This is a genomic window from Amycolatopsis sp. NPDC098790, from assembly GCF_044759945.1.
GTDB lineage: Bacteria > Actinomycetota > Actinomycetes > Mycobacteriales > Pseudonocardiaceae > Amycolatopsis.
Genome location: NZ_JBIWAI010000001.1, coordinates 384,462 through 399,730 on the forward strand (window position 1 = coordinate 384,462; position 15,269 = coordinate 399,730).

Genomic DNA, 15,269 nt, shown 5'->3' on the forward strand with positions numbered 1-15,269 from the left:
GATGGGGTATCGACTCAACAGGCGAGCGGCGTTCGGTGTGGGAACCGCTGTCGTCGCCGGAAGCGTTCTGACCGGCTCTCCCGCGTTCGCGCAGGAAGCAGACATCGAGGCCAGCCCGGCCACCCCGGACCGGGCCAGGCAGAAGGTGAAGCGCGTCTACGACGACGCGGCCGCTGAGGCGGGCGGCACCTGGAACTCCTACATCAGCGTGGCCGACCAGGTGGCCGTCGACGTGGCGTCCGACGAGGTCGTCGAGGCGTACAGCGTCAACAAGGTGGCCGTCGCGGTCACCTTGATGGACAAGATCGACCGTGGCCTGCTCACGCTGGACCAGCAGGTCCAGGTGCCGGAGAGCATCGTCGTGCCGGGTGGTGACGGCATCATCATCCTGGACAAGGCGTACCCGAGCGCGTTCACGCTGGGCCACGTCCTGTCGCTGTTCCTCACCGTTTCGGACGACACGTGCGTCCGGCTGGTGGGGCTCGTCGTGCCGGCGGCCGAGATCAACCAGATCCTGGTGGCCAAGGGCTTCCCCAAGACCCAGGTCACGCCGGTGGCCAACCCGAACCGCTACTTCCTCGGCCAGACCACTCCGCGCGAGACCCACGACCTGCTGAAGGCGCTGGTCGCGGGCACCTTGCTGAGCCCGGCGTCGACGGAGTACCTGGTGTCCATCCTGCGGTCGCAGGTGGCGTTCACCGACGGCATCCGCCGGGAGATGTCGTCCGCCGACCGGGCGAGGATCGCCACGAAGGCGGGCTGGCTGAACGACGGCCGCAACGAGGCGGGGATCATGTTCGACGCCGCGGGCAAGCCGGTGGTGATCTACTCGATGTTCGCCCACGGCCAGGCGAACCCGGAGGACTTCGGGGCCACGCACCCGGTCCGGCAGGCGAGCGCGAAGATGGGGCCGAAGTTCCTGCGCGCGGTCGACAAGATCGCGGGTGCCGGCACCAAGACGTTCCGGGCGCCGGCCTACCAGCAGTACAACGGCGGCTGAGCGCAGCTACCCTCGTGAGTGAGGAACCGGGTTAGAACACTGTTTCTCACTCACGAGGTCTTGGCGAGCTCGGGCACCCGGTCGGCCCAGGAGCCGTGGGGTTCGAGCGTGATCTCGCGGACGTCGTCCTCGCGGCGGTCCAGCCGGACCACGAGGTAATCGGAAGACAGCCGCTCCGCCGACCCCTCACCCCACTCGACCACGATCGCCGAGCGCTCCAGGTCCGTGTCCAGGTCCAAGTCGTCCAGCTGGGACAGGTCCCCGCCCAGCCGGTACGCGTCCACGTGCACCAGAGGCACGCCAGACGCTCCCGCCGGGTGGACGCGGGCCAGGACGAACGTCGGGGAACTGACCCGGCCGCCGACGCCGAGACCGTCCGCGATGCCGCGGGTCAGCGTCGTCTTGCCCGCTCCAAGGGGACCCGCGAGCAGCACCAGGTCCCCCGCGCGCAGGGAACGGCCGAGGGCCCGTCCGAAGTCCATCGTTTCTTCGGGCGTGGGAAACACCATGCTCAACGCTGCCACCACCAGTTTCGCCGGGACGAGTTTTCGCCGTCCACACCGGAACAGCGTTGCAGGAGATCGATCAGATGGCTGTTCACCAGCTCCGGCTGCTCGAGCTGGACCATGTGGCCGGCGCCGCGGACGCGGACGAGCTCCGCGTCGGGCAGCTCGGCCGCGATCCGCTCGGCGTGCGAGAACGGCGTGAACCGGTCCGAATCACCGCCGATGACCAGCACTTCCGCGTGCTTCAGCCCGGCCAGCGCCGCGTATCGGTTGTGGCTGCCGAGCGTGTCGACGAAGTTCACCAACCCGCGCACCGGCGTCACTTCCAGCATTTCCAGCATGAAGTCGACGAGCCGGGGCGCGACGTCGCGGTTGCCGAACGCCAGCCGCCGCACGGCCTGGCGCGTCAGCTGGCCGCCCGCCGCGCGGACGAACTCGACCAGACCCGGCTGCCAGCCCGCGAGACCGCCGGCCGCGCGCGTCAGCGGGTTGTACTTCGACAGCAGCGAACGCGGCAACCCGCGTGCGCCGACTTCGCCCGCCGCCGTCGCGATGAAGGCGACGCCCTCGACCCGCTCTTCGAAGAGCTGGGGGAACTCGGCGGCCAGTTCCATGATCACCATGCCGCCCATCGAGTGCCCCATCAGCACGATGGGCCCCTCCGGCACGACCGACCGCAGCACGACGTCGAGGTCGCGGGCCAGCTGTTCGATCGTCGAGTTCTCCGCCGAAGCCGCGCCGGACAGGCCGTGGCCGCGGTGGTCGTAGTACACCTGACGCACGCGCGGCAGCCGCAGCGAAGCCAGGTCGCGGCGCTGGAAGTGCCAGCAGCGCCGCGAAAGCGCGAAGCCGTGCACCCCCACGACGGTCAGTTCCGGTTCGCCGCCGTCTTCCGGGTCGATCTCCTCGACCGAAAGCGGCGTGCCGTCCTCGGCCGCGACCGTGGAGGCACGGTCCGGCTTCAGCTCCCCCAGCGGCTCGTCCACGTACGGATCCTCACTGTGCCGCCGCTGCTGCGCGGCGACGATAGCGGCGGCGGCGGTCCCGGTGGCGAGGGCCCCGACCCCGCCGGCGATGGCCAGCAGTCGTCGTGAAGGTGTCACGAGCGGTCCCCCAGATACCGGCGCCGCACCCGCGGGCGGTACATCGAAGTCACGATCTCGTAGTCGATGGTGCCCAGCTTGTCGGCCCATTCCCGGGCGGTCGGCTCGCCGTGCGCCCCCGCACCGAACAGGACGACCTCGTCGCCGACGGCGGGTTCGTAGTCGCCGCAGTCGACGACCACCTGGTCCATGCAAACCCGCCCGGCGACCGGCCGCCGCTGTCCGCCCAGAAAGACGTCCATCCGGCCGGACAACGACCGCGGCACGCCGTCGGCGTACCCGGCCGGCACCAGCGCGAGGTTCGTGTCGCGCGAGGCCGTCCAGGTGTGCCCGTAGGACACCGATTCGCCGGCTTCGACGCGCTTGACCAGCGCGACCGCCGACCGGAACGTCATGGCCGGACGCAGGTCTTCGGCCTGCGGCACCGGGTTCAGCCCGTACATCGCGATACCCGGCCGGACGACGTCGAAGTGCAGGTCGGGCCGGGTGAGCAGGGCCGCGGAGTTCGCCAGGTGCCGCTTCGGGTCGAGCCCGGCGGCGCGAGCGACGTCGTAGGCCTCGGCGAAGCGCTTGGCCTGCAGGTCGGTCGCCGGGTGGTCCGGCTCGTCCGCGCACGCGAGGTGGGACCAGACGGCGACGACTTCGACCCGCGGTTCGGCGGCCGCCGCTTCGACCAGTTCGGCCCAGGCGGACGGCGGGCAGCCGTTGCGCGAGAGCCCGGTGTCGATTTTGAGGTGCACACGCGCCCGGGTACCCACGGGAGCCGCGGCGGCGATGCGGCGAAGCTCACCCAGCGAACTGGCGGCGAGGTCGACGCTGGCCTCGATGCCCGGCGCGAAGTCGACGTCGGGCGTGTCCAGCCAGCTGAACAGCCGGGTCGTGACGCCGGCTTCGCGCAGGGCGAGGGCTTCGCCGAGCGAGCAGGTGCCGAGCCAGCTCGCGCCGGCCTCGACCGCGGCGCGCGCCACCGGCAGCGCGCCGTGGCCGTAGGCGTCGGCCTTCACCACGGCCATCACCTCGGCGCCGGGCGCGCGGGCGCCCAGCAGGGTGAGGTTGTGGCGGATCGCGTCGAGGTCGATGTCGACCTGGGCGCGCGGGAAACTGGAGGACATAACGCCTCCAGTTTCCCATGACCCGAGGTCAGGGCAGGCGCAACCCGGACGTGGCCGAGAACACGTGCAGCTCGTCGGGGCGGATCCGCAGGTGGAGCGTGTCGCCCATGGCGGGCGGCGTGCGCGGGTCGACCCGGGCGACGACGTTCGACTTGTTGTCGGCCGCGTCGGTCTCGGCGAGCTTGCCGTAGACGTAGGCGTCCGAGCCGAGCTCCTCGACCAGCTCCACCTTGATCGGCAGGGTGCCTTCACCGGTGGCGACCTCGAGGGCCTCCGGCCGGAAGCCGAGGGTCACGGTGTCGCCGTCGGCCGCCGCGATGGTCTCGCGGGTCAGCGGCACGCGCGCGCCACCGACCTCGGCGCCGTCCGCCGTCAGCTTCGCGGTGACGAGGTTCATCGCCGGCGAGCCGATGAACCCGGCGACGAAAGCGTTTGCGGGCCGGTCGTACAGCGCGCGCGGGGTGTCGCACTGCATGAGGAGGCCGTCCGAGAGCACCGCGACGCGGTCACCCATCGTCATGGCCTCGACCTGGTCGTGCGTGACGTACACGGTCGTGACGCCGAGGCGGCGCTGCAGCGCGGCGATCTGCGTGCGCGTCGAGACACGCAGCTTCGCGTCGAGGTTCGACAGCGGCTCGTCCATCAGGAAGACCTGCGGCTCGCGGACGATCGCGCGGCCCATCGCGACGCGCTGGCGCTGACCACCGGAGAGCGCCTTCGGCTTGCGGTCGAGGTACTGCTCGATGTCCAGCAGCTTCGCGGCCTCGAGGACCTTCTGCTTGATCTCGGACGCGGGGCGGCCGGCGATCTTCAGCGCGAAGCCCATGTTCTGGGCGACCGTCATGTGCGGGTACAGCGCGTAGTTCTGGAACACCATCGCGATGTCGCGCGAGCGCGGCGGCAGCTGCGTGACGTCGCGGTCGCCGATCCAGACGGCGCCGTCGTCGATGTCCTCGAGGCCGGCGAGCATGCGCAGGCTGGTCGACTTGCCGCAGCCGGACGGGCCGACCAGCACCAGGAACTCGCCGTCGGCGATCTCCAGGTCCAGCGCGTCGACCGCGGGGCGATCCGAACCGGCGTAACGCCGGGTCGCCTTGTCGTAGGTGATGGAAGCCATCGGTCAGTCCTCTCCGAGATTCCGCCGGACCCCGTGCGCCGCTTCGCGGGCTTCGAGGTGGCGCTGCTGGATCCGGTGGCCCTCGGCGCGCTGCGCCTCGGTCGGCTCGTCCAGCTCGAGCCGGAGCTTCTGGTTCTTCCGCCAGGACGGGGGTTCCGCACTGGAAGTCAGGGCCCAGGCCGCCTGGCGCGCCGCCCCGATGGCGACGTACTCGGCGACTTCGGGCAGCTGCACGGGCACGCCGAACACCAGCGGCGCGACGGCGCGGACGGCGGCCGACTGCGCGCCCCCGCCGATCAGCAGCACGCGCTGGACGTCGAGGCCGTGCGCGCGGACCGCGTCGAGCCCGGCGGCGAGGCCGCAGAGCATGCCTTCGACGGCGCTGCGCGCGAGGTTCTGCGGGGTCATGTTGTCCCTGGTCAGCCCGCTCAGGGAGCCGGTCGCGCCGGGGAGGTTCGGGGTGCGCTCGCCGTCCAGGTAGGGCAGGAAGGTGAGGCCACCGGAGCCCGGTTCGGCGGTCAGGGCGAGCCGGTCGAACTCGCTGAGCGTCGCGCCGAGCATCGACGCCGTCGCGGTGAGGACGCGGGCGGCGTTGAGCGTGCAGGCCAGCGGGAGGAAGCGGCCGGTGGCGTCGGCGAACCCGGCGACCTCGCCGGACGCGTCGGCCGCGCCGGCTTCGGCGACGCCGAACACGGTGCCGCTGGTGCCGAGGGAGACGACGACGTCACCGGGCTGGAGTTCGAGCCCGAGCGCGGCGGCCATGTTGTCGCCGGTGCCCGCCGAGACGAGCACGCCGTCTGCCGTGTGGCCGGCGGCGTCGGCCGGGCCGAGCACGGTGGGCAGCTCCGGCGTCCGGCCGCCGAAGGCGTGGCTCAGCACGTCGAGGCGGTAGGCGTTGTCCGACGGCGAGAAGTAGCCGGTGCCGGAGGCGTCACCGCGGTCGGTGACCGGGTCGCCGCCGGTGAGCTTCCAGGTCAGCCAGTCGTGCGGCAGCAGGACGCGGGCGACGTGGTCGGCGAGCTCGGGCTCGTTGTCGGCCAGCCAGCGCAGCTTCGTGACGGTGAAGCTGGCGACGGGCACCGAGCCGACGGACTTCGCCCACACTGACGGGCCGCCGAGCTCATCGACGAGGTCGAGGGCCGAGCGCGCGGACCGGGTGTCGTTCCACAGCAGTGCGGGCCGGACGACTTCGCCGGCTTCGTCGAGGGTGACCATGCCGTGCTGCTGACCGCCGACGCCGATGGCCTTGACGTCGTCGAGCAGGCCCTTCGTGGCCTCCTGGAAGGCGTCCCACCAGGCGGCGGGGTCGACTTCGGTGCCTTCGGGGTGCGGCGCGCGGCCGGTGCGGACGATTTCGCCGGTTTCGGCGTCGCACACGACGACCTTGGTCGACTGCGTGGACGAGTCGATGCCGGCGACCAGCTCAGCTGTCATAGGGCTGCCCCTCTGCGACGTGTTCGACGATCTCGATCGCGGTACCGGCGTTGAGCGCGGCCTCGATCTCCTCGGTGGGCGTGTACTCACCGGTGATGAGCAGGTCGTAGTCGCCGACGTCGCCGTGCGCGTAGGTGGCGGTGCGGCCGAACTTCGAGTGGTCGACGACGAGGACGTTCTGGTTCGCGACCTTGAGCGCGGCCTTCTTGAGCTCGGCGTAGTCGCGGTCGGGGTGGAACAGGCGACCGACGGCGACGGCGGTGACCGAGACGAACGAGACGTCGGCGCGGATGGAGTCGAGCAGGTTGAGGACCTCGGGGCCGGCGCAGGAGTCGTATTCGGGCGAGTACCGGCCCCCGGCGAGCACGACGTCGTTGTTCGGCCCCAGCAGGCGCGCGGCGTGCAGCGAGTTGGTGACGACGGTGAGGGCGTCGATCTCCGCCAGGCGCTTGACCAGCGGGAGGAGGGTGGTGGAGTCGTCGACGAAGACGGTCTGCCCGGGCTGCACGTGGTTCGCGGCGGCCTCGCCGAGGGCGTCTTTCTCGCCGTGGTGGAGGGTGTCGCGGAAGCGGGCGGCGGTCTCGATGGTGAGCGCGGGGTAGGCCTCGACCTTGCCGCGCAGCTTGCGGAGGAGGCGGCGCTCGGCGAGGTCGTCGAGGTCGCGGTGCATGGTCATGAGGCTGACCTTGAAGCGGCTGGTGAGGTCGTCGATGCGGGCTTCGCCGTGCTCGATGACGTGGTCGAGGATGTCCTGCCGCCGCTGTTCGACGACGGCATCGGACGGCCGGGTCTTCCGGTCTCCGGGTGCTGTGCCGCCGCTCACACGGCATTCTTACCAGATTTATCGTCCAGAGTTAACAGAGAACTCGATAACTCTTCGCACGGCCAGAGGGTCAGGACGTCAGGGAGCGGATCGCGCGGATGGCCTCGGGGATCGCGTGGACCAGGCCGGATGCCGAGGTCGGCGCGTTCTGGGCCGCGATCGCCCCGGCCAGCGAGTGGACGTGGGCCGCCGCCGCGGCCGCCAGCCACGGGTTCAGGCCCGCCGCGAGGAGGGAGCCGACCAGGCCCGATAGCACGTCTCCGGAGCCTGCCGTCGCCAGCCAGGCGCCGTGCGGCTTGTTCACCGCGACCCGGCCGTCCGGGGCCGCGATCACCGTGACGTGCCCCTTCAGCAGCACCACCGCGTCGTACTTCTTCGCCGCTTCGCGCGCCGCCGTCACGCGGTCCGCGCCCGGCTTCCGGCCCATCAGCCGCTCGTACTCGCCCGCGTGCGGGGTCAGGACCAGCGGCGTGTCCGGGTCGCGGGCGTCCAGGACCTCCGGGGACTTCGCGATGATCGTCGTCGCGTCGGCGTCCGCGCACACCGGGACGCCCTGGCCCAGCACGTGCCGCAGGACGTCGCGGCCCTCCGCGCCCGTGCCGATGCCCGGGCCGACCGCCCACGCCTGGACGCGGCCCGCGTCCGCGACCGTGCCCGTCGCGATGATCTCCGGCCACTGCTGGCGCACGACGTCGGCCGCGTGGCCGGCGTAGCGGACCATGCCCGCCGTCGCGCGGACCGCCGAGCCCGCCGCCAGCACCGCCGCGCCCGGGTACGTCGCCGAGCCCGCCGCGATGCCGACCACGCCCTGGCTGTACTTGTCGTCCTCCGGACCGGGGATCGGCCACGCCGCGGCGACGTCGACGATGTCGAGCCGCTCGATCGAGGGGTCCGCCAGCTCGAGGCCGATGTCGACCAGCACCACTTCCCCGCACCACGACGGCGCCAGCGCGTGCACCGGCTTGAGCGCGCCGAACGTCACCGTGCGGGCCGCTTTCACCGCCGGGCCGTCGACCGCGCCGGTGTCCGGGTCGACGCCGCTAGGCAGGTCGACCGCGATGATCGGTGCCTCGACCAGCTCCACCAGCCGCGCGGCGTCGGGCCGGAGGGAGCCGCTGGCCGAGATGCCGACGATCCCGTCGACCACGACGTCCGCCTTCGCGATCCACTGTGGACCGTCCTCCGCGGACACCGCCCGGCCCCCGGCCCGCTTCAGCGCCCTCAGGCCCGCAGCGTGCGCCTTCTCGGGCTTCAGCAGGATCGCCGTGACGGCCACCCCGCGACGGCGCAGGAACGCCCCGGCCCAGAGTGCGTCACCGCCGTTGTCACCGGAACCGACGAGCAGCACGACCCGGCGGCCGGAAACGCCGCCGGTGTGGTCGTCGAGGAAGTCCGCGATGTGCACCGACAAGCCGAACGACGCCCGCCGCATCAGCTCGCCTTCCGGCGTGACGGCGAACGCCCGCCCCTCCGCTTCGCGAATCCGTTCCGTGGTCCAGATTCCCTGCACGGCGGGGCCTCCCGCTTACTCGACGGTGACGGACTTCGCCAGGTTACGCGGCTTGTCGACGTCGTACCCGCGGGAGCGGGCGATCTCCGCGGCCAGCACCTGCAGCGGCACCGTGGACACCAGTGGCTGGAGCAGCGTCGGCACCGCGGGCACCTCGATGAGCTCGTCGGCGAACGGCCGGACGGTCTCGTCGCCCTCTTCGGCGATCACGATCGTGCGGGCGCCGCGGGCCTGGATCTCGCTGATGTTCGACACGAGCTTCGAGTGCAGCACCGCGCGGCCCTTGGGCGACGGCATCACGACGACGACCGGCAGGCCGTCTTCGATCAGCGCGATCGGACCGTGCTTCAGCTCGCCGGCCGCGAAGCCCTCGGCGTGCATGTACGCGAGTTCCTTGAGCTTCAGCGCGCCTTCGAGGGCGACCGGGAACCCGACGTGGCGGCCGAGGAAGAGGACGGCCTTCGAGTCCGCGATCCGGCGCCCGAGGTCGCGTACCTGCTCCACTGTGGACAGTACCTTTTGGACGGCCGCGGGCATCGCTTCCAGCTCGGCGAACTCGCGGGCGACCTCGTCCGGGTACTTCGTGCCGCGGGCCTGCGCCAGCGCCAGGCCGACCAGGTAGTTCGCCGCGATCTGGGCGAGGAACGCCTTGGTCGAGGCGACGCCGATCTCGGGACCGGCGTGGGTGTAGAGGACGGCGTCGGACTCCCGCGGGATCTGCGCGCCGTTGGTGTTGCAGACGGCCAGGACGCGCGCCTTCTGTTCCCGCGCGTGCCGGACGGCTTCGAGCGTGTCCGCCGTCTCGCCGGACTGGGAGACGGCGACGACGAGCGTGTCGCGGTCGAGGACCGGGTCGCGGTAGCGGAACTCGCTCGCCAGCTCGACCTCGACGGGCAGCCGCGTCCAGTGCTCGATGGCGTACTTGGCGACCAGGCCGGAGTGGTAGGCCGACCCGCAGGCGACGACGAAGACCTTGTCGACGTCGCGCAGGTCCTGGTCGGAGATGCGCTGCTCGTCGAGGATGATGCGGCCGGACTCGAAGTGGCCGCGCAGCGTGTTGGCCAGCGCCTCGGGCTGCTCCTCGATCTCCTTGAGCATGAAGTACTCGTGGCCGCCCTTTTCGGCGGCGGAGAGGTCCCAGTCGACGGTGAACGGCTTGGCCTGGGCGGCGTCGCCGTGGAAGTCGGTGACCTCGTAGCCCTCGCGGGTGATGACGACGAGCTGGTCCTGGCCGAGCTCGACGGCCTCGCGGGTGTGCTCGATGAAGGCGGCGACGTCGGAGGCGACGAAGTGCTCGCCCTCGCCGACCCCGACGACCAGCGGCGACGACCGCCGCGCGGCGACGATGGTGTCCGGTTCGTCGGCGTGCGTCACGACGAGGGTGAACGCGCCTTCGAGGCGACGGCAGACGGCGGCGACGCTGGCGGCGAGGTCACCCTTGGTGTCGCCTTCGGCGTAGACGCGGGCGACGAGGTGCGCGGCGGTCTCGCTGTCGGTGTCGCTGGCCATCTCGACGCCGTCGGCTTCCAGCTCGGCGCGGAGGGTGGCGAAGTTCTCGATGATGCCGTTGTGCACGACGGCGACGCGCTGGGTCGTGTCCCGGTGCGGGTGCGAGTTGCGGTCGATCGGCGCGCCGTGGGTGGCCCAGCGGGTGTGGCCCATGCCGGCGGTGCCGGTGAGGGTGTCGCGGCCGACCTTGTCGAGCTCCGCTTCCAGGTTGGCGAGGCGGCCCGCCTTGCGCTCGACGGTCAGTTCGCCGCCGTCCAGGACGGCGATGCCGGCCGAGTCGTACCCGCGGTACTCCATGCGCCGGAGCCCGCCGAGGACGACTTCCAGGGCCGGGCGGTGCCCGACGTATCCCACGATTCCACACACGCTCATCAGGGTAACGAGGGTTTTTTGGCGGGTTGATGGGGTCTGGGAAGGGGGGTTGACCTGGGGATATCACTGTTGTGGTGGTTCGGACCAATGCTGTGTCACCCACATGTGTGTCCTCTGGGGACCCGCCACCCCGACGCCTGATTGTGACTACGGACGGCAACACCGCGTCAAGGCGGGAAAGATGCCTTGACCCGGTGCCGCCGTCCGTGTTCTGGCTTCGGATCGGGGTGGGGGGAGGGTCTGGGTGGAGTGCCTGTTGTGCTCTCCGGCTGCCGGTCTCGCCCGGGCGGCGAAAGCTGCGGCCTGACGGCCGCCCTGCCGGTCTCGCCCGGGGCAGCGAAAGCTGCGGCCTGACGGCCGCCCTGCCGGTCTCGCCTGCGGCGGCGGGAGCGACGGCCTGACGGCCGGGCCGGCCGGACGTGGGCCGACCCTGCCGGAACGTCATGAAAGAGTCGTTCACCTCGCCTGACGACATGAAAGAGTCGTTCATGACGTCGCCGCCCAGGTCGCCAGCGGCGCGCCGGGCGGCGGGCGCGCCTCAGCAGCGGCCGGGCGCTAGGGTTCCGGGCATGGCCAGCAAGCCCAAGCAGCTGCTCGCGGAGTTGACGCACCCGGGTCCGCACGAGGTCCTGCGGGGCAACCTCGCCCTGGTCGGGCTGCCCGGCGTCGTCTACACACCACGCTCCGGGCTCGGGTTGCCCGCCCTTGCCTTCGGGCACGGGTGGCTGCAGCCGCCCGATCGGTACCGGCAGCTGCTGCACCACCTCGCCAGCTGGGGCATCGTCGCCGCCGCGCCGGCTACGCAAAAGGGCCCCCTGCCCTCGCACCGGTTGCTCGGCGCCGATCTGCTGACCACCCTCGACGTCGTCACCACCGTGCGGCTCGGACCCGATGGCATCAGCGTCGACCCGGGCAAGCTCGGCCTCGCCGGGCACTCCACCGGCGGGGGCTCCGCCGTCCTCGCCGCGGCCCAAGACGCTCAGGCCGAGACCTCCCGGATCAAGGCCGTCGCGACCATCACCGCCGCTCAGACGATGCCGCCCGCCACCGAGGCGGCCAAGGTCATCACCGTCCCCGGCCTGCACCTCGCCGCCGAAGAGGACCTCGTTGCCCCCAAGGTTGGGCACGCCGAGGCCATCACCGACGCCTGGGGCAGCGACGACGTTCAGCTGCGCACCCTCGGCAAGGCGACCCACCTGGGCGTCACCGAGGGCAAGCACTGGTCGCAGCTGATCATGCACGGCAAGCCGCACCGCGGGACTCAGCAGGTCACGCGCGCCCTGTTCACCGCGTTCTTCCTCACCCACCTGACCGGTACCGACAAGTACCGGCCCCTCCTCGAAGCGGACGTCAAGCGCGCCCCCATCGAGCGCGAGGAAGAACCCGCGCACTGACCCCGAAAGGTCAGACCAGCCAGCTGGTGCTCGAGAAGTCGTCCTCGTCGTCGGGCTGACGCGCGTGGCGCCCCCGCTTCGGCGGCTCCGGCGCCGGCGGCGCGGGAGGCTCCGGTGCGGGCGGTGCCGCCGCCGCCGGGACCGGCGTCCCGTAGCTCGGCGTCGGGTACGGTGTGCGGCCGGTGTCGGCCTCCTCGTCCTCGACGCCGAACTCCATCAGCGACTCGCGCCCCTTGTCGGCCAGCGTCTTCTCCGTCGCCCAGCCACCCGCGCTCTGCTTGCGCTTGTTGAGCTCGTCCATGTGCTCGGCGTACTTCTGCGCGGCGGCCAGCTCGTTCTTCAGCCCCTCGCGGGCCTGCGTCTCGGCTTCGGCGACGCGGCGTTCGCGCAGGCCACGCTGCTCGTCCTGCTCGCGCGCCGCGGCGTCCATCGTCGAGATCGCCGCGCGGTACCGGTCTTCGGCGCTGGTCATCGCCCCTCCTCAGCCATTGTCACCGGTCGTACCGGATCGAACGGTCACCCTCGTCGTCGAGCGAGCCGCTGATCCGGCCCTTGGCGCCGCTCGTCTCGAAGACGCCGCCCTCGATGCGGTACTGGCTGGGCCCGCGCTGCTGGTCGCCACCGCCACCACCCGGCGCGCCGCCCATGCCGCCCATCATGCCCATGCCGCCCATGCCGGACATCCCGCTCATGCCGCCCGACGAGCTCGCCGCCGCGGCGTGCGCGCCCGGGTCGACCGGGGTCGCGCCGAGCCCGCCGCCCTCGGACATCGGGAGCGACGTGTCGCTGCCGGACTGCGCGCCCGGGTCGAGCGACACCGCGCCGGCGAAGTCCGCGGACCCGCCGCCGGTGACGGCCGAGCCGAAGTCGCTCGCCCCCGCCGTCGTCGTCGCGTCGCCGCCGCCACCGCCGGCCACCCCGGAGTCGCCGGCACCCGCGTCGGCCACGGCCACCGCCGGCTCCGCGCCGACGCTGCCGCCGAAGTCGCCGGAGAAGTCCTGCCCGCCCGGGGCGACGAACCCGCCCTCGCTCGACGCGCCCCGCGTGAAGCCCGGGTCGGGGTTGTCCGGCGCCGGGTCCTTCGTCACCGCCGACTCGGCACCCGCGTCGTGCTTGATCGCGGAGCTGTTGCCGGTGTCGGACGCGGAAGCGGGGTCGGTCTTGAGGTCGCTCGCCTTGGGGTCGTCCTTCTCGTCGAGCGTGTACGTCGTCGGCTCGCCCTTGCCGTCGTCGACGGTCACGATCGTCGGGCCGTCCGGTCCCTCCGGCCGCTCGGCCGTGATCTTGAGGTTGCCGTCCTGGATGTGGATCTTGCCGTCCGGGCCCGGCTTGTAGCTGCCGTCGGCCGACGGCTGGCCCTCCTTGACCGCCGCCTGCGACCCCTGCGGGCCGAAGCTGCCGTCGGCCTTGGCGCCGTCCTTGCCGTCCTTGCCCGCCTCGGCCTTGTCGTCGTCACCCCAGTCGAGGTGGTAGTCCTTCTTGTTGCCGTGGCCGTCGTCCACGGAGATGTCCTGCTTGCCCTCCTTGTCGGGCTCGGACATCTCGATCGTGTTGTCGCCCTTCTTGACCGACACCGTGTCGGTGTCGTCCGTGTCCTTGATGGCCTCGCCGGTCGTCGGGTCGATCGGGTACGGCTTCCCGGTGTCCGGGTCCATCTCGAGGGGCTTCCCGGTGATCGGGTTCGTGCCGTCCTCGGGCTTAGCCGGGTCCTCGGTCTTGGGTGGCTCGGTCGCCGACGGCGTCGTGCTGCCCCCGCCGCCCGTGCTGCCGCCGCCACCCGTCGACCCGCCGCCGCCGGTGGAGCCGCCGCCCCCGGTGTCGCCGCCGCCGGTGTTGCCGCGGTGCGTGTCGCCGCCGCCGGTGTCGTCGCCGCCCTTGCCGGGGTCGCTCTTGGCTTCGTTGAGCTGGTTGCGGTAGCCGTCCATGAACCGCGCCAGCGCGCCCCACTGCTGGTCGATCGTGTCCTTGGCCGACTTGCACGAGCCGTTGAACGCGTTGATCAGGCCCTGGTACTCGGTCGCGAACGCGCCGTCGCGCCAGTAGCGGCAGACGTTGCGGCCGTACTCCTTGTTCTCGTCGTTGAAGCCGCAGTCGTCGTTCTGCAGCCGCTCGGCGAGGTTGGTCTGGTTGCCGTTCTTCGCGTTGACGGCGTCGACCCAGCCGGCGACCTTCATGAAGTCGTCGAACTCCTCGGTCTCGCCGTTGGCGATCTTGAGGACGTCGCGCGCCATGTTGATGTCGGCCTGGGCGATCGTCGTGCGGTGCAGCCCGAGGACCTCGTCGACCTTCTTCTTGACGGCGTCGTAGACGTGCGTCACGGTCTGCGGGATCAGCTTCGCGGCGCCGTCGATCTGCTTCGACAGCTCCTGGGCGTGCGGCTTGACCGTCTCGTCGTACTTGATCTCCGCGGCGTTCGCGCCCTTGCCCTTCCACTCCCCGAAGAGGGTCTGGAGCTCGGTGTCGCTCTTGCCCAGCGTGTCCTCGACGACCTTGTGCGCCTTGCTCAGGTCGTCGGCCTCGGTGAGGAACTTCTGGAACTGGATGCCGCGGTTCTCGTGGAACTTGTCCTTGATGTCCTTCTGCGAGTCGATGTGGCCCGACCCGCCCTTGATCTTGTTCCAGATGTCGTCGGTCCACAGCGCCAGGAAGTCGACCGTGATGTTGCCCTGGTCGAGCATTTCGTCCGACGTCTTCGCGCCGACGCCCAGGGTGGGGGTCGCGATCCCGTCGAGGTTCTTCTTCGCCTGGTTCTTGCGGTCGGTCTGGGCCTGCTGCTCCTTGTTCTTGGCCGCCCCGTCCTGCTGGGCTTCCTTGAGCGCGTTGTCGACGTCTTCGTCCGACCCGGACGGCGCGAGCGGCGTCGTCAGCCAGTTCCGGTCGGCGTACCCGTCGACGTACTGCTTGGCGTACCGCTCTTCTTCGTCGTTGAAGTTCCAGGTCGCCTTGTCGTACGCCTCCATGAGCGCCGACTTCTTCTCCATGGAGACGTTCGGGTCGTCCAGGACCTTCTTGATTTCCGCCCAGTCGGCCATTACCTGCTCCCCGCCGCGTTCGCCTGCGCCCCGGCGTTCTGCTCCTGCGCGGTGTACTTGGAGCCCGCGGTGCCGATCCCGGAGCTGAGGTTCATCAGCGCGTTCGAAAGCCCGGTCATGCCGGCGCCGATCTGGTCGATCCCGGACTTGTACTTGCCGAAGCTCTCCTGGTGCACGCGGCCGAAGTCCACGGCGGCGATTTCGGTCGGCGCGACCTTCGACGCTTCCGTCGCCGGATCGTCCGCGGCGTCGGCGAGGCGGATCTGCGCCCGCGTCATCGCCTCCGAACTCGCTTCATAGCCGTTTGGCATGGTCGCTGCCCCCTTCGATCCCACAGTCCCTTGCTCGGTGTTCGAG

Annotated in this window: 13 protein-coding genes; 2 read left to right on the forward strand and 11 right to left on the reverse strand. The window is 71.3% G+C overall.

Translation table 11 applies throughout. The annotated features are described in order from the left end of the window. Positions 1 to 37 precede the first annotated feature (37 nt). Positions 38 to 1,000, forward strand: coding sequence for a serine hydrolase (locus ACIQWX_RS01955; RefSeq protein WP_400864282.1), 963 nt, complete (start codon positions 38 to 40; stop codon positions 998 to 1,000). A 50-nt stretch (positions 1,001 to 1,050) separates the two neighbouring features. Here the strand turns inward: ACIQWX_RS01955 and tsaE are convergent, their stop codons facing one another. The 8 genes from tsaE to glmS form a co-directional block, all read right to left on the reverse strand. After that, positions 1,051 to 1,509 carry a tRNA (adenosine(37)-N6)-threonylcarbamoyltransferase complex ATPase subunit type 1 TsaE gene (tsaE, locus tag ACIQWX_RS01960; protein WP_400864284.1) on the reverse strand — a complete coding sequence of 153 codons (459 nt, stop codon included), beginning with the start codon at positions 1,507 to 1,509 and terminating at the stop codon, positions 1,051 to 1,053. 2 nt (positions 1,510 to 1,511) lie between these two features. Next, on the reverse strand, positions 1,512 to 2,609 hold the full coding sequence (locus ACIQWX_RS01965; RefSeq protein WP_400864287.1) for an alpha/beta fold hydrolase: 1,098 nt from the start codon (positions 2,607 to 2,609) through the stop codon (positions 1,512 to 1,514). After that, complete coding sequence (alr, locus tag ACIQWX_RS01970; protein ID WP_400864290.1) at positions 2,606 to 3,721, reverse strand: alanine racemase; 1,116 nt, start codon at positions 3,719 to 3,721, stop codon at positions 2,606 to 2,608. The genes ACIQWX_RS01965 and alr overlap by 4 nt, the downstream gene beginning before the upstream one ends. Positions 3,722 to 3,749: 28 nt before the next feature. Beyond that, entirely contained in the window at positions 3,750 to 4,838 is a 1,089-nt protein-coding gene (locus ACIQWX_RS01975; protein ID WP_400864293.1) for an ABC transporter ATP-binding protein, read from the reverse strand. Between the two features lie 3 nt (positions 4,839 to 4,841). After that, the gene (gene xylB, locus ACIQWX_RS01980; RefSeq protein WP_400864296.1) at positions 4,842 to 6,272 is read right to left on the reverse strand and encodes a xylulokinase; all 1,431 of its coding nucleotides are present in this window, start codon (positions 6,270 to 6,272) and stop codon (positions 4,842 to 4,844) included. Next, positions 6,262 to 7,095 carry a DeoR/GlpR family DNA-binding transcription regulator gene (locus ACIQWX_RS01985; protein WP_400864299.1) on the reverse strand — a complete coding sequence of 278 codons (834 nt, stop codon included), beginning with the start codon at positions 7,093 to 7,095 and terminating at the stop codon, positions 6,262 to 6,264. Before ACIQWX_RS01985 ends, xylB begins: the two co-directional genes overlap by 11 nt. 70 nt (positions 7,096 to 7,165) lie before the next feature. Then, a complete protein-coding gene (locus ACIQWX_RS01990) occupies positions 7,166 to 8,605 on the reverse strand; it encodes an NAD(P)H-hydrate dehydratase (protein ID WP_400864301.1) in 1,440 nt (479 codons plus the stop codon). Positions 8,606 to 8,620: 15 nt separating this feature from the next. Then, complete coding sequence (gene glmS, locus ACIQWX_RS01995; RefSeq protein WP_400864304.1) at positions 8,621 to 10,480, reverse strand: glutamine--fructose-6-phosphate transaminase (isomerizing); 1,860 nt, start codon at positions 10,478 to 10,480, stop codon at positions 8,621 to 8,623. Positions 10,481 to 11,055: 575 nt separating this feature from the next. On the opposite strand from glmS, the gene ACIQWX_RS02000 reads away from it, so the two are divergent. Continuing rightward, a complete protein-coding gene (locus tag ACIQWX_RS02000; protein WP_400864306.1) occupies positions 11,056 to 11,880 on the forward strand; it encodes a dienelactone hydrolase family protein in 825 nt (274 codons plus the stop codon). Between the two features lie 10 nt (positions 11,881 to 11,890). Here ACIQWX_RS02000 and ACIQWX_RS02005 read toward each other — a convergent pair whose 3' ends face one another. From ACIQWX_RS02005 to ACIQWX_RS02015, 3 genes are read right to left on the reverse strand one after another with little or no spacing between them, the layout of a single operon-like run. Further along, positions 11,891 to 12,352 carry a hypothetical protein gene (locus ACIQWX_RS02005; RefSeq protein ID WP_400864308.1) on the reverse strand — a complete coding sequence of 154 codons (462 nt, stop codon included), beginning with the start codon at positions 12,350 to 12,352 and terminating at the stop codon, positions 11,891 to 11,893. 19 nt (positions 12,353 to 12,371) lie between these two features. Continuing rightward, complete coding sequence (locus tag ACIQWX_RS02010; protein ID WP_400864310.1) at positions 12,372 to 14,912, reverse strand: WXG100 family type VII secretion target; 2,541 nt, start codon at positions 14,910 to 14,912, stop codon at positions 12,372 to 12,374. Then, entirely contained in the window at positions 14,912 to 15,223 is a 312-nt protein-coding gene (locus ACIQWX_RS02015; RefSeq protein WP_400864313.1) for a hypothetical protein, read from the reverse strand. The genes ACIQWX_RS02010 and ACIQWX_RS02015 overlap by 1 nt, the downstream gene beginning before the upstream one ends. Positions 15,224 to 15,269: the final 46 nt, after the last annotated feature.

What these genes read in the sequence shown, in the direction of transcription:
- ACIQWX_RS02010 (WP_400864310.1), bottom strand. Translation starts at nt 14,912, where the DNA reads ATGGCCGACTGGGCGGAAATCAAGAAGGTCCTGGACGACCCGAACGTC.
- ACIQWX_RS02005 (WP_400864308.1), bottom strand. Translation starts at nt 12,352, where the DNA reads ATGACCAGCGCCGAAGACCGGTACCGCGCGGCGATCTCGACGATGGAC.
- ACIQWX_RS02015 (WP_400864313.1), bottom strand. Translation starts at nt 15,223, where the DNA reads ATGCCAAACGGCTATGAAGCGAGTTCGGAGGCGATGACGCGGGCGCAG.
- xylB (WP_400864296.1), bottom strand. Translation starts at nt 6,272, where the DNA reads ATGACAGCTGAGCTGGTCGCCGGCATCGACTCGTCCACGCAGTCGACC.
- ACIQWX_RS01975 (WP_400864293.1), bottom strand. Translation starts at nt 4,838, where the DNA reads ATGGCTTCCATCACCTACGACAAGGCGACCCGGCGTTACGCCGGTTCG.
- tsaE (WP_400864284.1), bottom strand. Translation starts at nt 1,509, where the DNA reads ATGGTGTTTCCCACGCCCGAAGAAACGATGGACTTCGGACGGGCCCTC.
- ACIQWX_RS02000 (WP_400864306.1), top strand. Translation starts at nt 11,056, where the DNA reads ATGGCCAGCAAGCCCAAGCAGCTGCTCGCGGAGTTGACGCACCCGGGT.
- alr (WP_400864290.1), bottom strand. Translation starts at nt 3,721, where the DNA reads ATGTCCTCCAGTTTCCCGCGCGCCCAGGTCGACATCGACCTCGACGCG.